Origin of the sequence: Streptomyces thermolilacinus SPC6 (genome assembly GCF_000478605.2) — a bacterium.
Classification (GTDB): domain Bacteria; phylum Actinomycetota; class Actinomycetes; order Streptomycetales; family Streptomycetaceae; genus Streptomyces; species Streptomyces thermolilacinus.
The window spans coordinates 1,504,677-1,528,512 of record NZ_ASHX02000001.1; the positions used below are offsets into that span (position 1 = coordinate 1,504,677).

General features: G+C 72.4%; 15 protein-coding genes and 1 pseudogene. 2 read left to right on the plus strand and 14 right to left on the minus strand.

What is annotated here, in order from left to right; all coding sequences use genetic code 11:
• Positions 1 to 78: 78 nt before the first annotated feature.
• Genes J116_RS06095 through J116_RS06105 form a run of 3 tightly spaced genes read right to left on the minus strand, consistent with a single transcriptional unit; the run spans position 79 to position 2,067 of the window.
• A complete protein-coding gene (locus J116_RS06095) occupies positions 79 to 396 on the minus strand; it encodes an AzlD domain-containing protein (protein WP_023586207.1) in 318 nt (105 codons plus the stop codon).
• Positions 393 to 1,184: an AzlC family ABC transporter permease gene (locus J116_RS06100; protein WP_079147672.1), complete on the minus strand. Its 792-nt coding sequence runs from the start codon at positions 1,182 to 1,184 to the stop codon at positions 393 to 395. Before J116_RS06100 ends, J116_RS06095 begins: the two co-directional genes overlap by 4 nt.
• Positions 1,185 to 1,194: 10 nt before the next feature.
• Positions 1,195 to 2,067 (minus strand): AraC family transcriptional regulator, encoded by an 873-nt coding sequence (locus J116_RS06105; RefSeq protein WP_023586209.1) that lies wholly within the window; start codon positions 2,065 to 2,067, stop codon positions 1,195 to 1,197.
• Between the two features lie 91 nt (positions 2,068 to 2,158).
• Here J116_RS06105 and J116_RS06110 point away from each other — a divergent pair, with 91 nt between their 5' ends.
• Together J116_RS06110 and J116_RS06115 are read left to right on the plus strand one after the other, a co-directional pair.
• A complete protein-coding gene (locus J116_RS06110) occupies positions 2,159 to 6,784 on the plus strand; it encodes an ATP-dependent helicase (protein WP_023586210.1) in 4,626 nt (1,541 codons plus the stop codon).
• A 292-nt stretch (positions 6,785 to 7,076) separates the two neighbouring features.
• Positions 7,077 to 7,880: a DNA-formamidopyrimidine glycosylase family protein gene (locus tag J116_RS06115; RefSeq protein ID WP_023586211.1), complete on the plus strand. Its 804-nt coding sequence runs from the start codon at positions 7,077 to 7,079 to the stop codon at positions 7,878 to 7,880.
• A gap of 35 nt (positions 7,881 to 7,915) precedes the next feature.
• Here J116_RS06115 and J116_RS30765 read toward each other — a convergent pair whose 3' ends face one another.
• The 11 genes and pseudogenes from J116_RS30765 to J116_RS31575 all read right to left on the minus strand — a co-directional run.
• Entirely contained in the window at positions 7,916 to 8,248 is a 333-nt protein-coding gene (locus J116_RS30765; RefSeq protein WP_235617321.1) for a hypothetical protein, read from the minus strand.
• Positions 8,249 to 8,516: 268 nt separating this feature from the next.
• Positions 8,517 to 8,987 (minus strand): Dps family protein, encoded by a 471-nt coding sequence (locus tag J116_RS06125; RefSeq protein WP_023586213.1) that lies wholly within the window; start codon positions 8,985 to 8,987, stop codon positions 8,517 to 8,519.
• Between the two features lie 168 nt (positions 8,988 to 9,155).
• Positions 9,156 to 9,539: a helix-turn-helix domain-containing protein gene (locus J116_RS06130; protein WP_028963738.1), complete on the minus strand. Its 384-nt coding sequence runs from the start codon at positions 9,537 to 9,539 to the stop codon at positions 9,156 to 9,158.
• A 109-nt stretch (positions 9,540 to 9,648) separates the two neighbouring features.
• Positions 9,649 to 10,164 (minus strand): CinA family protein, encoded by a 516-nt coding sequence (locus tag J116_RS06135; protein WP_037947123.1) that lies wholly within the window; start codon positions 10,162 to 10,164, stop codon positions 9,649 to 9,651.
• Positions 10,165 to 10,238: 74 nt separating this feature from the next.
• Positions 10,239 to 10,979, minus strand: a complete 741-nt coding sequence (gene pgsA, locus J116_RS06140; protein WP_023586216.1) for a CDP-diacylglycerol--glycerol-3-phosphate 3-phosphatidyltransferase — start codon at positions 10,977 to 10,979, stop codon at positions 10,239 to 10,241.
• A complete protein-coding gene (gene rimO / locus J116_RS06145) occupies positions 10,976 to 12,463 on the minus strand; it encodes a 30S ribosomal protein S12 methylthiotransferase RimO (RefSeq protein WP_028963740.1) in 1,488 nt (495 codons plus the stop codon). The genes pgsA and rimO overlap by 4 nt, the downstream gene beginning before the upstream one ends.
• Before the next feature lie 317 nt (positions 12,464 to 12,780).
• Complete coding sequence (locus J116_RS06150) at positions 12,781 to 13,647, minus strand: helix-turn-helix domain-containing protein (RefSeq protein ID WP_023586218.1); 867 nt, start codon at positions 13,645 to 13,647, stop codon at positions 12,781 to 12,783.
• A gap of 214 nt (positions 13,648 to 13,861) precedes the next feature.
• On the minus strand, positions 13,862 to 16,708 hold the full coding sequence (locus J116_RS06155) for a DNA translocase FtsK (protein ID WP_051203665.1): 2,847 nt from the start codon (positions 16,706 to 16,708) through the stop codon (positions 13,862 to 13,864).
• Positions 16,709 to 16,861: 153 nt separating this feature from the next.
• A complete protein-coding gene (locus tag J116_RS06160) occupies positions 16,862 to 17,545 on the minus strand; it encodes a response regulator (RefSeq protein ID WP_023586220.1) in 684 nt (227 codons plus the stop codon).
• 244 nt (positions 17,546 to 17,789) lie between these two features.
• Positions 17,790 to 22,856: a HAMP domain-containing protein gene (locus J116_RS06165; protein WP_449657164.1), complete on the minus strand. Its 5,067-nt coding sequence runs from the start codon at positions 22,854 to 22,856 to the stop codon at positions 17,790 to 17,792.
• Between the two features lie 12 nt (positions 22,857 to 22,868).
• Positions 22,869 to 23,489: pseudogene (locus J116_RS31575) on the minus strand (HAMP domain-containing protein); the annotation flags it as partial.
• Positions 23,490 to 23,836: the final 347 nt, after the last annotated feature.

Below are 23,836 nucleotides of genomic sequence, written 5' to 3' on the forward strand. Positions count from 1 at the left end.
TCCGTACGCTGCCGGCCCGCCCGCCGACCTCGCGGGCCAGCGCCGCTCAGCCGCCCTGACCGCACCAGCCCGCGCCGTTCAGCCGCCGAGCGCCCGCACCACCGCCGTGACCGCGACGGCCACGCCGACGACCACCAGGAACGGTGCGCGGAGCACCAGCGCGAGGGCCGCGGCGGCGAGCCCCGCCCCGCGCGCGTCCACGACGAGCGCGCCGTCCGCGCTGAACGTCTGCTGTGCGGTGAGCGCGGCGAGCAGGGCGACCGGCAGCAGGGCCGCGAGCCGCTGCACGAGGGGCCGCTCCAGGGTCTCGGCCGGCACCAGCAGTCCGCCGAGCTTCAGCAGGTAGCAGCCGAGGGTCGTCAGGCCGATCGCGATCCAGACGGCGGTGGCGCTCATCGCCGCACCTCCTTCCGCCCGCGCAGCCACAGCACGGCGGGCGCGGCCAGCGCCGCCACCAGCACCGGCACACCGGCGGGCAGCACCGGCAGGAACCCGAGCCCCAGGACGACGGCCAGTCCGGCCACGGCCCGCTCGGTCGTGGAGCGCAGCATCGGGGCGAGCAGGGCGAGGAAGACGGCCGGACCTGCGGCGTCGAGGCCCCAGGCGTCGGTGTCGCCGATGGCCTCCGCGCCGAGGGCGCCGACCAGCGTGGTGAGGTTCCACAGCACGTACAGGGTCAGGCCGGTGACGGTGAAGCCGATCCGGGCGGCGCGGCGCGTGGGCTGGGCGAGGGCCACCGCCGTGGTCTCGTCGATCACCCAGTGGGCGCCGAACGGGCGCACCGCGCGCGGGAGGGCCAGAAGCTGGGAGAGGCGGAGCCCGTAGAAGGCGTTGCGGGTGCCGAGGAAGAAGGCGCCCGCGGCGGCGGTGAACGGGTTGCCCCCGGCGGCGAGCGCGCCGACCAGCGCGAACTGCGAGGCGCCGGTGAAGACGAGCAGGCTGAGCGCGCAGGTCTGGAGGAGGTCGAGTCCGGCGCCGACCGAGGTGACGCCGAAGGCGAAGCCGGAGAGGCCGACCGCGACACCGACGCCGAGGGAGTCCCGTACGACGGCCCGGTCGGGCTTCGGCGCGTCGGCGTGGTCCGTCCGCGCGCGGGAAGCCTCGTCCGCGCAGGCCACGGGCTCGGTCGGGGGTGCGGTGGCCCCCGTCGGGGGTGCTGCTGGGGGTATCGACTGTTCTGCCACGCCCGGAAGGCTACGGTCGGCCCGCGCCGCCGGTCTTGTACGTTCTTGCGCGCTCCCGCTGGTAGGCGCCGGGCGGAACGCCGACGATCCGGGTGAAGTGTCGGTTGAGGTGCGGCTGGTCGGTGAAGCCGACCGCGACGGCGGCGTCGCCGGGCGCCGTCCCCGCCTCCAGGAGGCGGCGGGCCGCCCGTACGCGCGCGTTGGTCAGCCAGGTGTGGGGCGGCATCCCGTACGCCGCTTTGAAGGCGCGCAGCAGGGCGAACGGGCTGGTGCCGAGCTCCTGGGCGAGCTGCTCCAGGGACGGCGGCGCGGTCATGCGGTCGAGGAGCGCCTCGCGGGCGGCGGCGGCCGTACGGGCTCCCGCGGGGCGCGGGGTGCGCTGCGGGAGGGTCCCGCCGTGGCGGCGCAGCAGCCGGGCGACGGCGATGCGCAGGACGCTGTCGGCGGCGAGGGCGTTGCCCTCCTCGGCGGCGCGGTGCACGGCGCTGATCAGCCGGGCGGTGCTCTCGTCCTCGACGATCGTCTCGCCGAAGGCGACCGTGCCGCGCAGGCTGGTCTCCTCCTCGGCGATCCCCGCCACGAGCAGCGACGACGGGTAGAGCGTCGTGTACGACCAGCCCTCGGGCACCCCGGCGTGCGCGGAGTGCGGCACCTCGGGGTTGATCATGACGACGGTGCCGGGGCGGGCCTTGATCGTGCCCTCGGGCATGACGACGTCCTCGATGCCCTTGCGCACGGCGCCCAGCACGTACCCCTCGTGGCTGTGGCGGGCGAAGGAGTGGCGGACGTAGCGGGCGCGCAGCAGGTCGAGACCGGGCACACCGGGGTACTGCCAGTGCCTGGCCCACTCGTCGGGCCGTCCTCCGTCCGGGGTGGTCGCCATGGCTCCATTCTGCGCCGGTCGCCACCCGCCTGACCTGCGCGTCCACGGTGCGGACGGCCGATTGTCAGTGGCGGGGTGCACGATGGGTGGCATGGCCGGGACCGCACTCGACTCCTTCTCCCCCGCGACCCGCAGATGGTTCACGGGGGCGTTCCGCGCGCCCACCGCCGCCCAGGAGGGTGCGTGGCGGGCGATCGGCGCGGGTTCGGACGTGCTGGTCGTGGCGCCGACGGGTTCCGGCAAGACGCTGGCGGCGTTCCTCGCGGCCCTGGACCGGCTGGCGTCCACCCCGCCGCCCGCCGAGGCGAAGAAGCGCTGCCGGGTGCTGTACGTGTCGCCGCTGAAGGCGCTGGCGGTCGACGTGGAGCGGAATCTGCGCAGTCCGCTGACGGGCATCCGCCAGGAGGCCGTACGGCTGGGGTTGCCGGAGCCCGAGGTGCGGGTGGGCATCCGCTCGGGCGACACACCTGCGGCCGAGCGCCGTTCGCTGGCGACGCGCCCGCCCGACATCCTCATCACCACGCCCGAGTCGCTGTTCCTGATGCTGACCTCGGCGACGCGGGACGCGCTCGCGGGCGTGGAGACGGTGATCCTGGACGAGGTGCACGCCGTGGCGGGCACGAAGCGGGGTGCGCATCTGGCGCTGTCGTTGGAGCGGCTGGACGAGCTGCTGCCCCGCCCCGCGCGCAGGATCGGCCTGTCCGCGACGGTGCGGCCGGTGGACGAGGTGGCGCGGTTCCTGTCGCCGCAGCGGCGGGTGGAGGTCGTCCAGCCGCCCTCCGGCAAGGAGTTCGACCTGTCCGTGGTGGTGCCCGTCGAGGACCTGGGCGAGCTGGGGGGTTCGCCCGCCTCCGACGCGGGCGGGGCGCCCGCCGAGAAGCCGTCGATCTGGCCGCATGTGGAGGAGCGGATCGCGGACCTGGTCCAGGGGCACCGCTCCACGATCGTCTTCGCCAACTCGCGGCGCCTGGCGGAGCGGCTGTGCAACCGGCTCAACGAGATCGCGTACGAGCGGGCCACCGGTGAGGCCCTGCCGGACGACGCCTCCCCCGCCGAGCTGATGGCCCAGTCCGGCGCCGCCAAGGGCGCCCCGCCGCTGCTGGCGCGGGCGCACCACGGTTCGGTTTCCAAGGAGCAGCGGGCCCTGGTCGAGGAGGACCTGAAGGCCGGCCGGCTGCCCGCCGTGGTGGCGACGTCCAGCCTTGAGCTGGGCATCGACATGGGCGCGGTGGACCTGGTCGTCCAGGTGGAGTCGCCGCCGTCCGTGGCGTCCGGGCTCCAGCGGGTGGGCCGCGCCGGGCACCAGGTGGGCGCCGTGTCGCGGGGCGTGGTGTTCCCGAAGTACCGGGGCGACCTGGTGCAGGCGGCGGTGGTGACCGAGCGGATGCGGCAGGGCGCCATCGAGTCACTGCGCGTCCCGGCCAACCCGCTGGACGTGCTGGCCCAGCAGCTGGTCGCCATGGTCGCGCTGGACACCTGGAGCTACGACGACCTGCTGGCGCTGGTGCGGCGGGCGGCGCCGTTCGCGTCGCTGCCGGAGTCGGCGTTCACGGCGGTGCTGGACATGCTCGCCGGACGCTATCCGTCGGACGCGTTCGCGGAGCTGCGCCCGCGCGTCGTGTGGGACCGGGTCACCGGGGCGATCACGGGGCGCCCCGGTGCCCAGCGGCTGGCCGTCACATCGGGCGGCACGATCCCCGACCGGGGCCTGTTCGGGGTGTTCCTGGCGGGCGCCGATCCGAAGCGGGGCGGGGGCCGGGTCGGCGAGCTCGACGAGGAGATGGTGTACGAGTCCCGCGTCGGCGACGTGTTCACGCTGGGCACGTCGTCGTGGCGGATCGAGGACATCACGCGCGACCGGGTCCTCGTGTCGCCCGCGCCCGGAGTGCCGGGCCGGCTGCCGTTCTGGAAGGGCGACCAGCTGGGCCGTCCGCTCGAACTGGGCCGGGCGGTGGGGGCGTTCCTGCGGGAGGTCGGCTCGCTGGCCCCGGACGACGCGCGGCTGCGGCTGGTGGCGGCGGGCCTGGACGCCTGGGCCGCCGACAACGTCCTGGCGTACCTGGACGAGCAGCGCCGCGCCTGCGGGCACGTGCCGGACGACCGGACGATCCTCGTGGAGCGGTTCCGCGACGAGCTGGGCGACTGGCGGGTGGTGGTGCACTCGCCGTTCGGCGCCCAGGTGCACGCCCCGTGGGCGCTCGCGCTGGGCGCCCGCCTCGCGGAGCGGTACGGCATGGACGCCCAGGTCATGCACGCCGACGACGGGATCGTCCTGCGCCTGCCCGACGCGGATCTGATGGGCCTGGACCTGCTGGACGAGGAGCCGGTCGCGGCAGGTCTGGAGTACGACAGCGAGCAGGCCCCGATCGGTGCCGCCGACGTCGCCTTCGACAAGGGCGAGGTGGACCGGATCGTCACCGAACAGGTCGGCGGTTCCGCGCTGTTCGCGTCCCGGTTCCGGGAGTGCGCCGCCCGTGCGCTGCTGCTGCCCAAGCGCAATCCCGGCAAGCGGACGCCGCTGTGGCAGCAGCGTCAGCGCGCGGCGCAACTGCTCCAGGTCGCCAGCGAGTTCGGTTCGTTCCCGATCGTGCTGGAAGCGGTCCGCGAGTGCCTCCAGGACGTGTTCGACGTGCCGGGCCTCCAGGAGCTGATGGGCGACATCGAGGCGCGCCGCGTCCGGCTGGTGGAGGTCACCACGCCGGAACCGTCACCGTTCGCCCGCTCTCTGCTGTTCGGGTACGTCGCCCAGTTCCTGTACGAGGGGGACTCGCCGCTCGCGGAGCGCCGCGCGGCCGCCCTGTCGCTGGACTCGCGGCTGCTGGCGGAGCTGCTGGGCCAGGCGGAGCTGCGGGAGCTGCTCGACCCGGAGGTGCTGGCCGAGCTGGAGCGCGAGCTGCGGTGGCGTACGGACGAGCGGCGGGTGAAGGACCCGGAGGGCGTCGCCGACGCGCTGCGCGTGCTGGGCCCGCTGACGGACGCCGAGCTGGTCGAGCGGGGCGCCGACCCCGCCTGGCCGCGTGAGCTGGCCGCCGCCCGCCGGGCGATCCGGGTGCGGATCGCGGGCGCCGACCACTGGGCGGCCATCGAGGACGCGGGCCGCCTGCGCGACGCGCTGGGCACCGCCCTGCCGGTCGGTGTCCCCGAGGCGTTCACGGAGCCGGTGAAGGACCCGCTCGGCGACCTCCTGGCTCGGTTCGCCCGCACCCACGGCCCGTTCACGTCCGCCGAGGCCGCCGCCCGGTTCGGTCTGGGCACGGCGGTCACGGACGGCGCGCTGCACCGCCTCGCGGCGGCCGGCCGCGTCGTGCAGGGCGAGTTCCACCCGTCGGGCATCGGCCAGGAGTGGTGCGACGCGACGGTGCTGCGCCGACTGCGGCGCCGCTCCCTGGCCGCGCTGCGCCAGGAGCTGGAGCCGGTCCCGCCGGCCGCGCTCGCCACGTTCCTGCCGCAGTGGCAGCACGTCGGCAGCAGCGGGCTGCGCGGTATCGACGGCCTGGCCCGTGCGATCGAGCAGTTGCAGGGCGCGCCGGTGCCCGCGTCGGCGCTGGAGAAGCTGGTCCTGCCGTCCCGGGTCCGCGACTACGGGCCTCAGCTGCTCGACGAGCTGACGACCACCGGCGAGGTCGTCTGGGCGGGCGCGGGCGCCCTCCCCGGCAAGGACGGCTGGGTGTCGCTGTACCTCGCCGACGCGGCGCCGCTGCTGCTGCCGCCGCCCCACCCTCTGGAGCTGACGGCCCTCCACGAGTCGGTGCTCACGGCCTTGTCCGGCGGGTACGGGCTGTTCTTCCGTCAGATCGCGGACCAGGTGCGGGCCACCACGCACCCGGACGTGACGGACCCGCAGCTGGCCGACGCCCTGTGGGAGCTGACCTGGTCGGGACGGCTCACCAACGACACGCTCGCCCCGCTGCGCGCCATGCTCGGCTCCGGCCGTACGGCGGGTTCCACCGCGCACCGCGCCAGGCGGCCCGTGCCGCGCGGCCGGTACGGCACGCTGACGGCCGCCGCCCGCCCCGCGTCCCGCTCCGGACCGCCCACGGTGAGCGGGCGCTGGTCGCTGCTGCCGCCCGCGGAGCCCGAGCCCACGCACCGCGCCCACGCCCTGGCCCGGACGCTGCTGGACCGGCACGGCGTGGTCACGCGGGGCGCGGTGGCCGCCGAGGGCGTCGAGGGCGGCTTCTCCGCCACGTACCGGGTGCTGTCCGCGTTCGAGGACAGCGGGCAGGCCCGTCGCGGCTATGTCGTGGAGGGCCTGGGCGCCGCCCAGTTCGCGATGGACGGCGCCGTGGACCGGCTCCGGGCCGCCGCGTCCGCCCGGGAGCGCGCCGAGGGGACCGCCGACCCGCAGGCCGTGGTCCTCGCGGCCGCCGACCCGGCCAACGCGTACGGCGCGGCCCTCCCCTGGCCCGAGCCGCCGAACGGCGCCAGCCACAAGCCGGGCCGGAAGGCGGGCTCCCTGGTGGTGCTGGTGGACGGTGAACTGACGCTGTACATGGAGCGCGGCGGCAAGAGCCTGCTGTCGTGGCCCCTCGACCCGGACGCCCCGGCCCTCCGGGCCGCCGCCGACGCCCTGGCGGCCGCCGCGGGCGCGGGCGCGCTGGGCACGGTCACGGTCGAGCGGATCAACGGCACGGCCGCCCTGACGTCCCCGCTCTCCCGCGCCCTCGAAGCGGCGGGCTTCCACGCGACACCGAGGGGGCTGCGACTGCGCGCGTGAACTTCCCACGGGCCCGACGCCCGGCGCATACCCGGCACCCCGGCACCCCGGGCCCGGCGCCGCCGGAGAGCCCGCTCCGGACCGGCCAACCGCCCGGCACGGCCACTCGCGCCCGCAGGTCGGCCCCGCCGGAAGCACCCGCACCCGCCGGAGAAGCACGCAGCCCCCGAAAGCACGCACCGCCCCGCCCCGCCAAGATCGCGCTCAGCCCCGCCGCAAGCCCGCGCGTACGCCCTCCGACAGCGCGCGTACGCCCGTCGGCAACCGGGCCCGGCGGCGCATCATGGATGCCATGCCCGAAGGAGACACGATCTGGCTGACCGCCCACCGGATGCACGACGCGCTCGCGGGCCGGCTCCTCACCCGGTCCGATCTGCGCGTCCCGAAGCTCGCCACCGTCGATCTGACCGGCCGGGCCGTCGTCGGCGTCGTCCCGCGCGGAAAGCACCTGCTGACGCGGATCGAGGGCGGTCTGACGCTCCACTCGCATCTGCGGATGGACGGCGCCTGGCAGCTGTACGCCTCCGACGAGCGCTGGCGCGGCGGGCCGGGGCACCAGATCCGGGCGATCCTCGGCACGGCCGCGCACACGGCGGTCGGCTACCGGCTGCCCGTCCTGGACCTGCTGCGCACGGTCGACGAACCGGCCGTCGTGGGTCACCTCGGCCCCGATCTGCTCGGCCCGGACTGGGACTTCGAGGAGGCCGTACGCCGTGTCATGGCGGACCCGGACCGCCCGCTCGGCGAGGCCCTCCTCGATCAACGGAACCTGGCGGGAATCGGCAACGTCTACAAGTGCGAGCTGGCGTTCCTGGCCCGCGTCACGCCCTGGCTCCCGGTCGGCGAACTCTCCGCCGGAGTACCGGAACGGCTCGTAACGACGGCCCGCCGCCTGCTGGAGGAGAACAAGGGCCGCTTCGACCGGCGCACCATCCCCGGCAACCGCCCCGACCGCAAGCTGTACGTGTACGGGCGCGCCCAGCAGCCGTGCTACCGCTGCGGCGTGCCGATCCGCTGGGACGGCGGCGGCACCGGACCGGCCGACCGCGTCTCGTACTGGTGCCCCGGCTGCCAGTCCGGCCCGGCACCCGCGTGAGACCCGCACCGAACCCGCCTGTGGAGCAGCCGCCCTCAGTGTCCGTCACCGGGCCGCCGGGGCGTCCCCCGGCCGAAGGCCCGTACGACGTCCCACACCAGGCCCCGCAGCGCCTCCGGGAAAGAGTCGCGCACCGCCGCACGCCACCGGGAACGCCGCCCGGCGGACCGTCCTGGCCCGGGCGCCGCCGCGACGTGCACCGGGAGCAGGCTCAGCCCCCAGCCGCTCGCCGCGGCGACGCCCTCGACCAGCCCGGCCCGGTCCGGCACCAGCGCCAGACGCAGCACCGCCCACCACCACAGTCCGCCGATCACGAGAAGTACGAGCGCCGACACAAGCGCCGGCAGCGGAACTCGTCGCCGTACCATGCCGCCTCCTCCGGTCGACGCTAGACCGGCCCGATCACCGGGCGGCAGGGCGCACCGAAGCAGCCACCGGCGCATCCGCCACCCCACGCCCCGCCCGTCAGGCGGGGACGGAGCTGGGCGGCACGCAGCCGCCCAGCGTTCCGGAATTGTTCCGGTCGAGTCCCGGATTCCGGAGTTCTTCCGTACGCCCGCGCCGGTCCCCGGCCCTCGTGGGCCACGTCGGAACACCTGCTCGGGCTGGTCAGAGCCGGTACACCCGCCGACCGCCTCAGACGTTCTCCGCCTGGAACATCCACGCGTGCTTCTCGAGCTCGCCCGTCAGCCCGATGAGCATGTCCTGCGTCACCGGGTCCGGCTCGTCGGTCGCCGCGACACGCTCCCGCATCCGCTGGATGACCGCGACGAGCGCGTCCACCATGATCCGTACGGCGTCCTGGTCCTGGATCCACCCGGTCGGCACCTCGCCGATGGCACTGCCGGACGCCACGGTCGCGGCGCGCCCGTCCGGGTTGACGCCGATGGCCGAGGCGCGCTCCGCCATCACGTCGGAGTGCGTCCGGGCGGTGGTCACCACCTCGTCGAGCTGGAGGTGTATGGACCGGAAGCGCGGTCCGACGACGTTCCAGTGGACCTGCTTGGCGACCAGCGACAGATCGACCAGGTCCACGAGCGCGCCCTGAAGGGCCTCACCGACCACCTTCAGATCGGCGTCGGACAGCGAACTCTTGACGACAGCCATGCGAATCCTCCATTCCGTGCGCACGTTCCACCATGACACACAGCACGCAAAACGGGCATTCGAGCAAAAGCGAAAGCCCCGGTCGGCACCTCGGGTACCCGACCAGGGCTCAGCCCAAAACGTCGATCTTCCGGATTCGCGGCGGTCGGGCCACGAACCCGGAAGGGATCACGCGGCGACGACGTCCACCGCTTCGGCGGGTGCCTTGATGGTCACCCGCTCCGTCGGCACACCCGCCACCGACGTCACGGACACAGAATTGAGCATCGGGCGCACTGGCGCGGACACCGGCTCACTCGCCGCTGCCGATTCCGCCAGCTCCGCCAGCGACAGCTCGTCGCTCACTTCCCGCATGAGCTCGGACATCCGTACGTCCAGCGCGTCGCAAATCGCGGAGAGCAGTTCGGAGGAAGCCTCCTTCTGCCCCCGCTCCACCTCGGAAAGATAGCCGAGCGATACTCGGGCGGACGAGGAGACTTCGCGCAGAGTACGGCCCTGACGCTGGCGCTGCCGACGCAGCACGTCACCCAGCAGGCGACGGAGCAGAATCATCGGTGGCTCCCTCCTCGGACCGCGTAGCCGCATCCTTCACGCCCCACCGTACCGCCTCGCGCTGCGGCCGTGCGGGGAGCGATGTCGTGTTCACTCAGGGCTGCAAACATCAATTCCCCCCGTTCTGTTCCGTATCCTTTGCCCGCGCATTATCCGGGAGTTCGCCCGCGAGCAGTTCCAGCACGCTCCGTACACTCTCCTTACGGATTTCCGCGCGGTCGCCGTTCAACCGCAGTGCGGCCACTTCTCCCTCGGCGCAGGGTCCTCCGGGCGGTCCGCAGACGGCCACATACACCGTGCCCACCGGCTGCCCGTCCTGCGGCTCGGGCCCCGCGACACCGGTCGTCGCCGCGCCCCACGAGGCGCCCAGCCGGTCGCGTACACCACGCGCCATCTGCAACGCGACCTCCGCGTCCACCGCGCCGCGCCGCTCCAACAGCTCCCCGTCGACGCCCAGCAGATCCCGCTTCAGCGGCGTGGCGTACGCCGTGACGGACCCCCGGAAGACGCGCGAGGCGCCGGGTACGGACGTCAGCTCCGCGGCGACGAGACCACCCGTGAGGGACTCGGCCACGGCCAGCGACTGGTCACACTCCGCGAGCAGGCGCAGCACCCGCGCCGCCACCGGCTCCGCACCGGACCCGGCGCCGGGCCGCTCCGCCGCGTGCCCCACCCGGTCCCCCTCCCGTACCGCCTGTCTCACCGGGGCGGCTCCGAAGCGGCACCGGACGCCTCAGCGGCCCCGGCCACACCGGACGCACCAGCAGTCCCAGCACTCCCGGAAGCCGCGCGGGCCGCCCGCTCGGCGGCGATCCCCCGGCGGCGCAGCACCACGGCCTGCCGTACGTAGTCGAGCCCCGTGGCGACGGTCAGGACGACTGCCACGGCCATCACCCACCACCGCAGCGTGGCCAGCGGGCCGGTCAGCGCCAGCACGTACATGCCCACGGCCGTGCCCTGGGCGAGCGTCTTCAGCTTGCCGCCGCGACTGGCCGGGATCACCCCGTGCCGGATCACCCAGAACCGCATGAGCGTGATGCCGAGCTCACGGAAGAGGATCACGCCCGTCACCCACCACGGCAGGTCGCCGAGGGCGGACAGACAGATCAGGCCGGCGGCCATGATCGCCTTGTCGGCGATGGGGTCGGCGATCTTCCCGAAGTCGGTGACGAGGTTGTACGTGCGCGCCAGGTGGCCGTCGAAAATGTCCGTGATCATGGCGACGGCGAACGCCGCCCACGCCCAGGCGCGCCAGGCGGGGTCGTAGCCGCCATCCTGGAGCAGCAGCACCACGAACGCCGGGACGAGCACGAGGCGCATCATGGTGAGGATGTTCGCGATGTTCCACAGGCTGGCCTGATTCACGGCCGCCGCTCCCAGCTTCCCGCCGGGTGCCCTCCTCCCCGTGCCGCCCGAAGCGGACGCCGGGACTCCGGTCATCTGCCCGCCTCCTCGAGTACCTCGGCCACCAGGTCCACGCCTTCGGTGCCCACGACCTTCGCCTTGACCATACGGCCGACGGCCAGCCCGGCGCTCGTCGGGAACAGCACCTGTCCGTCCGTCTCCGGCGCCTGGTGCGCCGCGCGGCCGGCACCGGCGTACTCGTCCTCGTCGAGGTCGTCGCCCTCGACGGACTCCACCAGTACTTCCAGGGTCTCTCCCAGACGCTCCTCCGCACGCTGGGAGGTGAGCTCCTCGGCGAGCCGGGACAGGTGGGCGAGACGCGCGTCGACGGTCTCCTGGTCGAGTTTGTTCTCGTACGTGGCGGCCTCGGTGCCGTCCTCGTCGGAGTAGCCGAACACGCCGATCGCGTCGAGGCGGGCGTTGACGAGGAAACGCTCCAGCTCGGCGAAGTCCTCCTCGGTCTCGCCGGGGAAGCCGACGATGAAGTTGGACCGCACACCCGCCTGCGGGGCCTTGCCCCGGATCGTGTCGAGCAGCTCCAGGAACCGGTCCGTGTCGCCGAAGCGGCGCATGGAGCGCAGCACGGCGGGCGCGGAGTGCTGGAACGACAGGTCGAAGTAGGGCGCGACCTTCTCGGTGGACGTCAGCACGTCGATCAGGCCGGGCCGCATCTCGGCGGGCTGGAGGTAGCTGACGCGGACGCGCTCGATGCCGTCCACGGCGGCCAGCTCGGGCAGCAGCGTCTCCAGCAGGCGGATGTCGCCGAGGTCCTTGCCGTACGAGGTGTTGTTCTCGGAGACCAGCATGATCTCCTTGACGCCCTGCTCGGCCAGCCAGCGCGTCTCGCCCAGCACGTCGCTGGGGCGGCGCGACACGAAGGAGCCGCGGAAGGACGGGATGGCGCAGAACGAACAGCGGCGGTCGCAGCCGGAGGCCAGCTTCACGGAGGCGACGGGGCTCGTGTCCAGGCGGCGGCGCAGCGGGGCGCGCGGTCCGGAGGCGGGCGCGACGCCCTCGGGGAGGTCCTCGGGGGCGGGCGCGGGCTCCTGCGCGTGGCCGGGCAGCGCGACCGCGGCGGCCGCGTCCTGGCGCTGCACGGGGCTGAGCGGCAGCAGCTTGCGCCGGTCGCGCGGGGTGTGGGCCTCCACGTTGCCGCCGCTGAGGATGGTCTGGAGGCGGTCGGAGATGTCGGTGTAGTCGTCGAAGCCGAGCACGCCGTCGGCCTCGGGCAGGGCTTCGGCGAGCTCCTTGCCGTACCGCTCGGCCATGCAGCCGACGGCGACGACGGCCTGGGTGCGGCCGTGGTCCTTCAGATCGTTCGCTTCGAGGAGGGCGTCGACGGAGTCCTTCTTGGCGGCCTCGACGAAGCCGCAGGTGTTGACGACGGCGACATCGGCCTCGGCGGCGTCCTCGACGAGCTCCCAGCCGTCCGCTGCCAGGCGGCCTGCGAGCTCCTCCGAGTCCACCTCGTTACGGGCGCAGCCAAGAGTGACAAGGGCGACGGTACGGCGTTCGGGCATGGACTCAAGACTACTTTGTCCCCGAGGCCCCTCCGCCGCGCAGGTCCGGCCCCCACCGCCGCACCCGGTCCCGCGCCGCCGCACAGGCCCGAACCCCGCCGCCGCACAGGCCCGGCCCCCGCAGCCCGCACAGGTCCCCGCCCCGTCCAAGGCCCCTCCCCCGCGTCCGGCCCCACCCCGTCCGAGGCACCCCCGGGCCGCCCGCACCGCGAAGTGCCGCAGGCCCCGCCCCTGCCCCCGGGTCGGGGGCGCGGGCGTGGCCTGCGGCGGGGGGGGGCGGTGGCCGGTGGTGCGTGAGGGGCAGGGGACCCGGGCGGTCAGCCGACCTGGGGGTCGCCCTTGGTGTAGCTGAGCCGCTCGACCTGGCCGGGGGCGAACTCGTCCTCGACCTTCTTGCCGTTCACGAACAGTTCGATCGCCCCGGCGTTGCCGAGGATGAGGTCGAGCCGCTCGTCGTCCTGGAAGGTCTTCGAGTCGCCCTTCATGAGCAGGCCGTCGAAGAGCAGCTTGCCGTCGCGGGCCTTGGCCGAGATCCAGCTCTTGTCGTCGATCGCGGTGAGCTTGACCGTGACCTTGTCCTGGGGGACGGCCGCGATCGCGCTCTCCGTGGGGGCGGGCGCGGGCTTGGACGGGGCGGGCTTGGGTGCCTGAGTGGGGGACTTGACCGCGGCGGGTGCCTCGGCCACGTTCCTGCTGTTGCCGGAGTCGTCCTGTCCGAAGAGGGTGAAGCCGACGAAGCCGACCACCGCGACGAGCGCGGCGACCATGGCGGCGGTCCAGTTGGGCCGGCGCCGCTCCGGGCGAATCCGCTCCGCCTCGAACATGGGTGCGGCCGGAGTGGGGGCGGGACGGCCGCCGTGCTCCGCGTCGTACTGCTCGACGAGGGCGGCCGGGTCGAGCCCGACGGCCCGTGCGAGGGTCCGTACGTGCCCGCGGGCGTACACGTCGCCGCCGCACCGCGAGAAGTCGTCCTCCTCGATCGCGTGCACGATGGGGACGCGCACACGCGTGGAGTTGCTGACCTCCTCGACGGTCAGGTTCGCGGCGACACGTGCGTCGCGGAGCGCACGGCCGATCGAGGGCCGGTCGGCAGCGAGCCGGTCGTCCGGGGTCCGGTCGTCCTCGGGGAGCGAAGGCCGGTCGTCTTCGGGGGAGTTGCCGTCGGGGGCGTTGCCGATGGACACGAGGGCGCCTTTCGAGCGTGTAACCACCTGCTGGAGGTTCAGTCTATGGGTGGTGCGAAAGGGTGGAGCAACCGGGCGGACGTGGTTTGTACGCCATCGGAATGGCCGTCGCCCGCGGTGCGGGGACCACCATTCTCCGCCCCTTCCCCCAACTTGACGTACAGCCTGGGGCAACGGTTGCTCACGGTTCTCTTACGGGTGGGACACGGTCGGGTCAGGAGCCGCTCTCGCCGCGGATCGAGGCGAGTACGCCGTCCAGGTCGTCCGGTTTCACCAGGACGTCCCGGGCCTTGGACCCCTCGCTGGGGCCGACGATGTTCCGTGACTCCATCAGGTCCATGAGCCTGCCCGCCTTGGCGAAGCCGACACGCAGCTTCCGCTGGAGCATCGACGTGGAGCCGAACTGTGTGGAGACGACCAGCTCGGCCGCCTGGCACAGCAGGTCGAGGTCATCGCCGATCTCCTCGTCGATCTCCTTCTTCTGCTTGGTCCCGGTGGTGACGTCGTCGCGGAAGACCGGCGCCATCTGCTCCTTGCAGTGCCGGACGACCGCCGCGACCTCCTCCTCCGTGACGAACGCGCCCTGAAGCCGTACGGGCTTGTTCGCGCCCATCGGCAGGAACAGGCCGTCGCCCTTGCCGATGAGCTTCTCGGCGCCGGGCTGGTCGAGGATGACGCGGCTGTCGGCGAGGGAGGAGGTGGCGAAGGCGAGCCGGGAGGGCACGTTCGCCTTGATGAGGCCGGTGACCACGTCCACGGACGGCCGCTGCGTCGCGAGCACCAGGTGGATGCCGGCGGCGCGGGCCAGCTGGGTGATGCGGACGATGGCGTCCTCGACGTCGCGCGGCGCGACCATCATCAGGTCGGCCAGCTCGTCCACGATGACCAGCAGGTACGGGTAGGGATGGAGCTCCCGCTCGCTGCCCGGGGGCGTCTTCAGCTTGCCGCTGCGGACGGCCGCGTTGAAGTCGTCGATGTGCCGGTATCCGAACGCCGCCAGGTCGTCGTAGCGCAGGTCCATCTCGCGCACGACCCACTGGAGCGCCTCGGCGGCCCGCTTGGGGTTGGTGATGATCGGCGTGATCAGGTGCGGGATGCCCTCGTACGCGGTCAGCTCCACGCGCTTGGGATCGACCAGCACCATCCGGACGTCCTCGGGGGTCGCCCTTATCATCACCGAGGTGATGAGGCAGTTGATGCAGGACGACTTGCCCGAGCCGGTGGCGCCGGCGACCAGCACGTGCGGCATCGTCGCCAGATTGGCCATCACATAGCCGCCCTCGACGTCCTTGCCGAGCGCGACCAGCATCGGATGGTCGTCCTCGGCCGCGTCGGCGAGCCGCAGCACGTCGCCGAGCTTGACCATCTCGCGGTCCGTGTTGGGGATCTCGATGCCGACGGCGGACTTCCCCGGGATCGGCGAGATGATCCGCACGTCCGGGCTGGCGACGGCGTACGCGATGTTCTTGGCGAGCGCCGTGATCTTCTCGACCTTCACGGCCGGGCCGAGCTCCACCTCGTAGCGGGTGACCGTCGGCCCCCGGGTGAAGCCGGTGACCTCGGCGTCCACCTTGAACTCGGCGAAGACGTTGCGCAGGGACGCGGCGATGGCGTCGTTGGCGGCGGTGCGCGTCTTGCCGGGCCCGCCGCGCTCCAGCAGGTCGAGGGAGGGCAGCGCGTACGTGATGTCCCCGGCGAGCTGGAGCTGCTCGACCCGCGGCGGCATCGGCTCGGACGTCTCCCGTACGGGCGCGGGCTTGGTGAGGTCCGGTACGAGGTGGCCGCCGTCCTCCTCGCGCGCGGGCGGTACGGCGGGACCGGCCGCCCCGGCCTGGCCCTGGCCCCGGCCCACGGCGCGCCCGGCGTCCCGCCCGCCGGCCCCCGCGCCCGTACCGGACCCGGCCTGGTCGCGCTCCGGGGTGACGTCCCTGGTCAGGTCGGCCACGAGGGGCGAGGGTGAAATGCCGTTCAGTACGGCGCCGTCGAGGTCGGCGGCGGCGGCCGCGGCGATGTCCACGGCGTCCAGCGGCCGCCCGAACCCGGGTTCGGCGGGCTCGGGCGCCTTGCGGGTGCGGGTGCGCCTGCGGCGGGTGAGCGCCGCCTCCTCGGCCTGCTCGGGGTCGTACCCGTCGGCGGCGGGGGCGCGTCGGCGCGAGGGTCCGGGCAGGGCCTCGCGCCACTGCTCGTCGTACCGCTGGTCGTCGTCGCTGAGTGTCTCGTACGGCTCGATGACGCCGAGCCGCTCGCCGAGGGCCCGCAGGCGGCGGGGGATCGCGTTGACGGGCGTCGCCGTGACGACGAGCAGCCCGAAGACCGTCAGCAGGACGAGCAGCGGGACGGCGAGGACCTCGCCGGTCATGAAGATCAGGGGGGTGGAGGCGGCCCAGCCGATGAGGCCGCCCGCGTCCTGCATGGCCTGGGCGCCCTCGTCGCGGCCGGGTGAGCCGCACGCGATGTGGACCTGGCCGAGGACGCCGATGACCAGTGCGGACAGGCCGATGACGATGCGCCCGTTCGCCTCCGGCTTCTCGGGGTGGAGGATCAGCCGGACGGCCATGGTGCCGATGAGGAGCGGCACGAGCAGGTCGAGCCGGCCGAACGCCCCGGTGACCAGCATGTCCACCAGGTCGCCGACGGGGCCGCGGAGGTTCGCCCAGGTGCCGGCCGCGACGACGAGGGCGAGGCCGATCAGCAGCAGGGCGAGGCCGTCCTTGCGGTGGGCGGGGTCGAGTCCCTTCGCGCCGCGCCCTATGCCCCGGAACAGGGCGCCGACGGCGTGGGCGAGGCCCAGCCACAGGGCGCGGACGATCCGGTAGACGCCGTTCGTGGGGGACGGTGCCGCCTTGGGTGCCGGTCTGGCCGCCCTCTTCGCGGTCTTCTTGGCGGGGGGCTTCTTCGCCGCGCCCTTCCTGACGGGGGCGGGCTGCTTGGCGGCGGTCTTCTTGGCGGGCGGTTTGCCGGGCGCCGCCTTCTGCGCGGCGCCCGTCGTACGGCCGGCGGCGCGCGGCTTCGCGGTGCCCGCCGTGCCGTGGGGACCCTTGCCGGACGTACGTGAGGCCATGGGGGTGAGGTTACCGGTGTGGGCGGCGCGGAACACGCGTCCGCCCCCTTCACCCGTTCGTGTCGCCGCCGTGGTGGACGGAAGGTGACGCGCCTTCAAGTGGCGTCGTCGGCCCGGGAAGGGTCAGGTGGCGCCGCCTGGCACGGGGAGGCTTCAGGAGGCGGGAAGGCCGGAGCCGCCGCCTCCGGTGCCGGGCTCCAGCGCGTCCAGCGCCCGCCGCAGGCCCGTCAGCTTCCGCTCCAGGTGCGCGGCCGTGGCGACGGCGGCCGCGTCGGCGGACTCCTCGTCAAGCTGCTTCGACAGCGCCTCCGCCTGCTCCTCGACAGCGGCGAGCCGCGCGGACAGCTCGGCGAGGAGACCCGCGGACTCCTTCGACGCCACGCCGCCCTGGCCGCCGTTGCTGCCCTCCAACTGGAGGCGCAGGAGCGCGGCCTGTTCGCGCAGCTGACAGTTCTTCATGTACAGCTCGACGAATACGGAGACCTTGGCACGCAGGACCCACGGGTCGAACGGCTTGGAGATGTAGTCCACCGCGCCCGCGGCGTATCCCCGGAAGGTGTGGTGGGGGCCGTGGTTGATGGCGGTGAGGAAGATGATCGGAATGTCGCGGGTGCGTTCCCGCCGTTTGATGTGGGCGGCCGTTTCGAAACCGTCCATGCCCGGCATCTGCACATCCAGAAGGATGACCGCGAAGTCGTCCGTCAGCAGCGCCTTGAGCGCTTCCTCCCCTGACGATGCCCGTACCAGTGTCTGATCGAGCGCGGAGAGGATGGCCTCCAGCGCCAGCAGATTCTCCGGCCGGTCATCGACCAGGAGGATCTTGGCCTTCTGCACCATGGCCCGTCCTCCTCGCCCCGGCAGTTGGCCGGGCGCCGCCCCAGGGGACGACTCCCGTGTGCCGTCCGTCCTTGTGCCGGTCATGGTAGCCGCACCCCGCCCATCACCACACCCTGTCACCGCGATGTCACTGTGCACATAGCGGAAACGTGGCGGGAGACGAGAAGGTTCCCCGAATAGCGCCACTTCACACGCCTCCGGCAACTGCCACGTGACGCGTTATCGAAAATTGTTCAAACCGCGATCACTTTCCGTGCATCCACTGATCCATTACAGCGAGAAGGTGATCGGGATCGACCGGCTTGGTGACGTAATCCGACGCTCCCGAGTCGATCGCCTTCTCCCGGTCGCCCTTCATCGCCTTCGCGGTCAGCGCGATGATCGGCAGCCCCGCGAACTGCGGCATCCTGCGGATCGCCGTCGTCGTCGCGTACCCGTCCATCTCCGGCATCATGATGTCCATCAGCACGACCGTCACATCGTCGTGCTGCTCCAGGACCTCGATGCCCTCCCGGCCGTTCTCCGCGTACAGCACCGACAGCCCGTGCTGCTCCAGCACGCTGGTCAACGCGAAGACGTTGCGGATGTCGTCGTCCACGATCAGCACCTTCTCGCCGCTGAACTGGAACGTGCGGCGCTGCTCCCCGGCCTCCTGGCCGCCCGGCGCCTCCTGGCCCGCGCCGGCGCCCTGCCGGCCGTCCCCGGAGCCCGTACGGGCCTCCGCCGCCGCGGCCGCCTTGCGGCGGTGCCGGAACAACGCGCCCGTACCGGCCTGCCGCGCCTCACCCGCGCCCGTACCCGTACCGTGCGCGGGCGCCGGTGCCTCCGGCGCGCCGGGTGCCGCCGGGGCGGGGCCCCCGGCCGCCGGCAGCGCCAGGGGCGCCGTACCGGAACCGTCGAGCCCCGTCTCGTCGGCCGATGCGCCGTGGGAGACGTCCTGTGGGACGCCGACCCCGGGGCCGTACCCGTTCGGCGGCAGCTCGTTGACGTGCAGCGGCAGGTACAGCGTGAACGTCGAGCCCCGGCCCGGCTCGCTCGCCGCGTGGATCTCGCCGCCCAGCAGCCGGGCGATCTCGCGGCTGATGGACAGCCCCAGACCCGTACCGCCGTACTTGCGGCTCGTCGTGCCGTCCGCCTGCTTGAACGCCTCGAAGATCACCCGCATCTTGCTCGCGGCGATCCCGATGCCCGTGTCCGTCACCGAGAACGCGATCAGATCGGCGTCCGGGTCCCGCAGCGAACCGGCCTCCAGCAGCTGCTCCCGGATCGACGCCGGGACATCGGCCTTCGCCGGGCGGATGACCAGCTCCACCGCGCCCGTGTCGGTGAACTTCACCGCGTTCGACAGCAGGTTCCGCAGCACCTGGAGCAGCCGCTGCTCGTCCGTGTGGAGCGTCGCGGGCAGCTCCGGGGAGACCCGCACGGAGAAGTCGAGGCCCTTCTCGGCGGTCAGCGGCCGGAACGTCGCCTCCACGTAGTCCACCAGCTGCACCAGCGCGATCCGCGTCGGGCTGACGTCCATCTTTCCCGCCTCGACCTTCGACAGGTCCAGGATGTCGTTGATCAGCTGGAGCAGGTCGGAGCCCGCGCCGTGGATCGTCTCGGCGAACTCCACCTGCTTCGGCGACAGATTGCCGTCCGCGTTGTCCGCGAGCAGCTTCGCCAGGATCAGCAGCGAGTTGAGCGGGGTCCGCAGCTCGTGCGACATGTTCGCCAGGAACTCGGACTTGTAGCGCATGGAGACCGCGAGCTGCTCGGCCCGCTCCTCCAGCACCTGCCGCGCCTCCTCGATCTCGGTGTTCTTCACCTCGATGTCGCGGTTCTGCTGCGCCAGCAGCTCGGCCTTCTCCTCCAGTTCGGCGTTGGAGTCCTGGAGCGCCTTCTGCCGGTTCTCCAGCTCCGCGGACCGCTCCCGCAGCTGCTCGGTCAGCTCCTGCGACTGCTTCAGCAGCACCTCGGTCTTGCTGTTGACGCTGATCGTGTTGACGCTCGTCGCGATCATCTCGGCGATCTGGTTCAGGAAGTCCCGCTGGATCTGCGTGAACGGCTGGAACGACGCCAGCTCGATCACCCCGAGGACCTTCCCCTCGAACAGCACCGGAAGCACGATCACATGCGCCGGGGCGGCCTCCCCGAGACCCGACGAGATCTTCAGGTACCCCGGCGGGACGTTCACCTGGATCGTCCGCTTCTCCTCGGCGGCCGTCCCGATCAGCGTCTCCCCCGGCCGGAACGACGTCGGCATCGACCCGGCCGAGTAGCCGTAACTGGCCCGCATCCGCAGCTCGTACGAACCGTCGTCCTCACCGCCCGGCTCCGCCGAACCGCCACCGGTCGGCACGGCCAGGAAGAACGCGCCGTGCTGCGCGGAGACGACCGGCGTCAGCTCGCTCATGATCAGCGACGCCACGTCGTCCAGGTCCCGGCGGCCCTGCATCAGACCGGAGATCCGGGCGAGATTGCCCTTCAGCCAGTCCTGCTCCTCGTTGGCCAGCGTCGTGTCGCGCAGGTTCGCGATCATCGTGTTGATGTTGTCCTGGAGGACCTGGATCTCGCCGGACGCGTCCACGTCGATCTTCAGGTTCAGATCGCCGCGCGTCACCGCCGTGGCGACCGCCGCGATGGCACGCACCTGCCGGGTGAGGTTCCCGGCCATCTCGTTCACCGACTCGGTGAGGTCCCGCCACGTGCCGTCGACGTCCCGTACGCGGGCCTGGCCGCCGAGGATGCCCTCCGTGCCCACCTCGCGGGCGACGCGCGTGACCTCCTCCGCGAACGACGACAGCTGGTCGACCATCGTGTTGATGGTGTTCTTCAGCTCCTGGATCTCACCGCGCGCGTCGATGTCGATCTTCTTGGTGAGGTCGCCCTTGGCGATGGCCGTCGTGACCGCCGCGATCTGCCGCACCTGACCGGTCAGGTTGGACGCCATCGAGTTCACCGACTCGGTGAGGTCCTTCCACGTACCGGACACGCCCGGCACACGTGCCTGGCCGCCCAGTTCGCCCTCGGTGCCCACCTCGCGCGCCACCCGCGTGACCTCGTCGGCGAACGACGAAAGCGTCGTCACCATCGTGTTGACCGTGTCGGCCAGCTCCGCGACCTCGCCGCGCGCCTCGACGGTCACCTTCTTCGTCAGGTCTCCGTTGGCGACGGCCGACGAGACCCGCGAGATGTTCCGCACCTGCGAGGTGAGGTTGTTCGCCATCACGTTGACGTTGTCGCTGAGGTCCTTCCAGATGCCGGTCACGCCCCGCACCCGCGCCTGGCCGCCGAGGATGCCCTCGGTGCCCACCTCGCGCGCCACCCGCGTGACCTCGTCCGCGAAGTTCGACAGTTGGTCCACCATCGTGTTGACGGTGGTGACCAGGTCGAGGATCTCGCCCCGCGCGTCCACGGTGATCTTCTTCGACAGATCGCCCTTGGCGACCGCCGTCGTCACCTGGGCGATCTGCCGCACCTGCGACGTCAGGTTGCTCGCCATGAAGTTGACGGACTGCGTCAGGTCCTTCCAGGTGCCCGAGACGCCCTGCACCTCCGCCTGGCCGCCCAGCCGCCCCTCGGTGCCCACCTCGCGGGCCACCCGGGTCACCTGCTCGGCGAAGTTGGAGAGCTGGTCCACCATCGTGTTGAGGGTGTTCTTCAGCTCCAGGATCTCCCCGCGCGCGTCCACGTCGATCTTCTGCGACAGGTCGCCGCGCGCCACCGCCGTGGCCACCTGCGCGATGTTGCGGACCTGCGCCGTCAGGTTCCCCGCCATGCTGTTCACGGAGTCCGTCAGATCACGCCACACACCGGCCACACCCGGCACCTGCGCCTGGCCGCCCAGCCGCCCCTCGGTGCCCACTTCGCGGGCCACCCGCGTCACCTGCTCGGCGAACGACGACAGCTGGTCCACCATCGTGTTGATGGTGTTCTTCAGCTCCAGGATTTCCCCGCGCGCGTCCACGTCGATCTTCTGCGACAGGTCGCCCCGGGCCACGGCGGTCGTCACCTGGGCGATCTGCCGCACCTGCGAGGTGAGGTTTCCCGCCATGAAGTTGACGGAGTCGGTGAGCTCCTTCCACGTACCGGACGCACCCGGTACGCGCGCCTGCCCGCCGAGCCGGCCCTCCGTACCCACGTCCCGCGCCATGCGCGTCACCTGGTCGGCGAACGCCGAGAGCTGCGCCACCATCGTGTTGACGGTGTTCTTCAACTCCAGCATCTCACCGGCCACATCGACCGTGACCTTCTGCGTCAGATCGCCGTTGGCCACCGCCGTCGTCACCTGCGCGATGTCCCTCACCTGACCGGTCAGGTTCCGGAACGCCGTGTTGACGGAGTCAGTCAGGTCCTCCCACGTGCCCGCCGCGCCGCGCCCCTCGGCCTGACCGCCGAGCCGGCCCTCGACGCCGCCCTCCCTCGCCACACGCGTCACTTCGGAACCGAACGCGGAGAGCTGGTCCACCATCGTGTTGACGGTGTTCTTCAACTCCAGCATCTCACCGGCCACATCGACCGTGACCTTCTGCGTCAGATCGCCGTTGGCCACCGCCGTCGTCACCTGCGCGATGTCCCTCACCTGACCGGTCAGGTTCCGGAACGCCGTGTTGACGGAGTCAGTCAGGTCCTTCCACGTGCCCGCCGCGCCGCGCACCTCGGCCTGACCGCCGAGCCGGCCCTCGACGCCGACCTCCCTCGCCACACGCGTCACTTCGGAACCGAACGCGGAGAGCTGGTCCACCATCGTGTTGACGGTGTTCTTCAACTCCAGCATCTCACCGGCCACATCGACCGTGACCTTCTGCGACAGGTCGCCGTTGGCCACCGCCGTCGTGACCTGCGCGATGTCCCTCACCTGACCGGTCAGGTTCCGGAACGCCGTGTTGACGGAGTCAGTCAGGTCCTTCCACGTGCCCGCCGCACCGGGCACCTGCGCCTGGCCGCCGAGCAACCCCTCGACACCGACCTCCCGTGCCACCCGCGTCACCTCGTCGGCGAAGGTGCGCAGCGTCTCGGTCATCTGGTTGATCGTGTCCGCGAGCTGCGCGACCTCGCCGCGCGCGCTGACCCGCACCTTCTGCGACAGGTCGCCGTTGGCGACGGCGGTGGTGACCTCCGCGATGCCGCGCACCTGTGAGGTCAGGTTGCCCGCCATCGTGTTGACGGAGTCGGTGAGGTCCTTCCACACACCGGCGACACCCGGCACCTCGGCCTGCCCGCCGAGCTCGCCCTCCGTACCGACCTCACGGGCGACTCGGGTGACCTCGGAGGAGAACGACGACAGCTGGTCCACCATCGTGTTGACGGTGTTCTTCAGCTCCAGCATCTCCCCGGCCACGTGCACGGTGACCTTCCGCGACAGGTCGCCCTTGGCCACCGCCGTGGTGACCAGCGCGATGTCGCGGACCTGCGCGGTCAGCCGGTACGCCATCGTGTTGACCGAGTCCGTGAGGTCCTTCCACGAACCGGACACGCCGCGCACCTGCGCCTGCCCGCCGAGCTTGCCCTCCGTACCCACTTCGAGGGCGACGCGCGTCACCTCGTCGGTGAACGACGACAGCTGGTCGACGAGGTTGTTGACCGTACGGGCGACCTTCAGGAACTCGCCGCGCAGCGGCCGCCCCGCCCCGTCGGGCCCCTCGGACCGCAGCTCCATCCGCTGCTCCAGGTCACCGTCGGCGACGGCGGACAGCACCCGCCCCACTTCGGAGACGGGCCTGGTCAGATCGTCCACCAGGGCGTTGGCGGCCTCGATCGCGCTGGCCCACGCGCCCTCGCTGGCTCCCACCTCGAGCCGCTCCGAGAGCTTCCCCTCACGGCCGACGACCCGGCGCACCCGCGCCAGCTCGCCGGTGAGGTGCAGCTTGCGGTCGGCGACCTCGTTGAAGACGGCGGCGATCTCCGCCATCGTCCCTTCGCCGGTGATGGTCAGCCGCTTGCGGAAGTTGCCGTCGCGCATCGCGACGAGCGCCCCCAGCAGCCGCTCCAGTGCAGCGGCGTCCACTTCGACGGTTCCGCTGCTCCGGGACCGTCCGCCCTTCGCGCGCGTGCTACCGCCTCGCGCCGCCACGCCAGACTCCACCGTGTCCCTCCCGCAGGGGTTGACCGTATTGCTCGGGCTCGTGCCCGGGTGTCGCCCCGGTCACGTCACTCGTGGTGACCGCTACCGGAAACCTTCCCAGTCTGTCACCACGAACGTCCCGGGCCATAACAGTTCGGCAGCTTCGCATAACGTCCCCGTCCTCTGGGGACGGAAACAGCCGTGACCACCACCCGCCCGGACTGCGAAGGTAAGTAACCTGGCAT

Bases quoted from the DNA above. Each gene is read 5' to 3' on its own strand.
- J116_RS06115 (WP_023586211.1), top strand. From the start codon at position 7,077: ATGCCCGAAGGAGACACGATCTGGCTGACCGCCCACCGGATGCACGAC.
- pgsA (WP_023586216.1), bottom strand. From the start codon at position 10,979: ATGACCGGAGTCCCGGCGTCCGCTTCGGGCGGCACGGGGAGGAGGGCA.
- J116_RS06125 (WP_023586213.1), bottom strand. From the start codon at position 8,987: ATGGCTGTCGTCAAGAGTTCGCTGTCCGACGCCGATCTGAAGGTGGTC.
- J116_RS06110 (WP_023586210.1), top strand. From the start codon at position 2,159: ATGGCCGGGACCGCACTCGACTCCTTCTCCCCCGCGACCCGCAGATGG.
- J116_RS06095 (WP_023586207.1), bottom strand. From the start codon at position 396: ATGAGCGCCACCGCCGTCTGGATCGCGATCGGCCTGACGACCCTCGGC.
- J116_RS30765 (WP_235617321.1), bottom strand. From the start codon at position 8,248: ATGGTACGGCGACGAGTTCCGCTGCCGGCGCTTGTGTCGGCGCTCGTA.
- J116_RS06160 (WP_023586220.1), bottom strand. From the start codon at position 17,545: ATGGTGCAGAAGGCCAAGATCCTCCTGGTCGATGACCGGCCGGAGAAT.
- J116_RS06105 (WP_023586209.1), bottom strand. From the start codon at position 2,067: ATGGCGACCACCCCGGACGGAGGACGGCCCGACGAGTGGGCCAGGCAC.
- J116_RS06155 (WP_051203665.1), bottom strand. From the start codon at position 16,708: ATGGCCTCACGTACGTCCGGCAAGGGTCCCCACGGCACGGCGGGCACC.
- J116_RS06165 (WP_449657164.1), bottom strand. From the start codon at position 22,856: ATGCTGGAGCTGAAGAACACCGTCAACACGATGGTGGACCAGCTGTCG.
- rimO (WP_028963740.1), bottom strand. From the start codon at position 12,463: ATGCCCGAACGCCGTACCGTCGCCCTTGTCACTCTTGGCTGCGCCCGT.
- J116_RS06130 (WP_028963738.1), bottom strand. From the start codon at position 9,539: ATGATTCTGCTCCGTCGCCTGCTGGGTGACGTGCTGCGTCGGCAGCGC.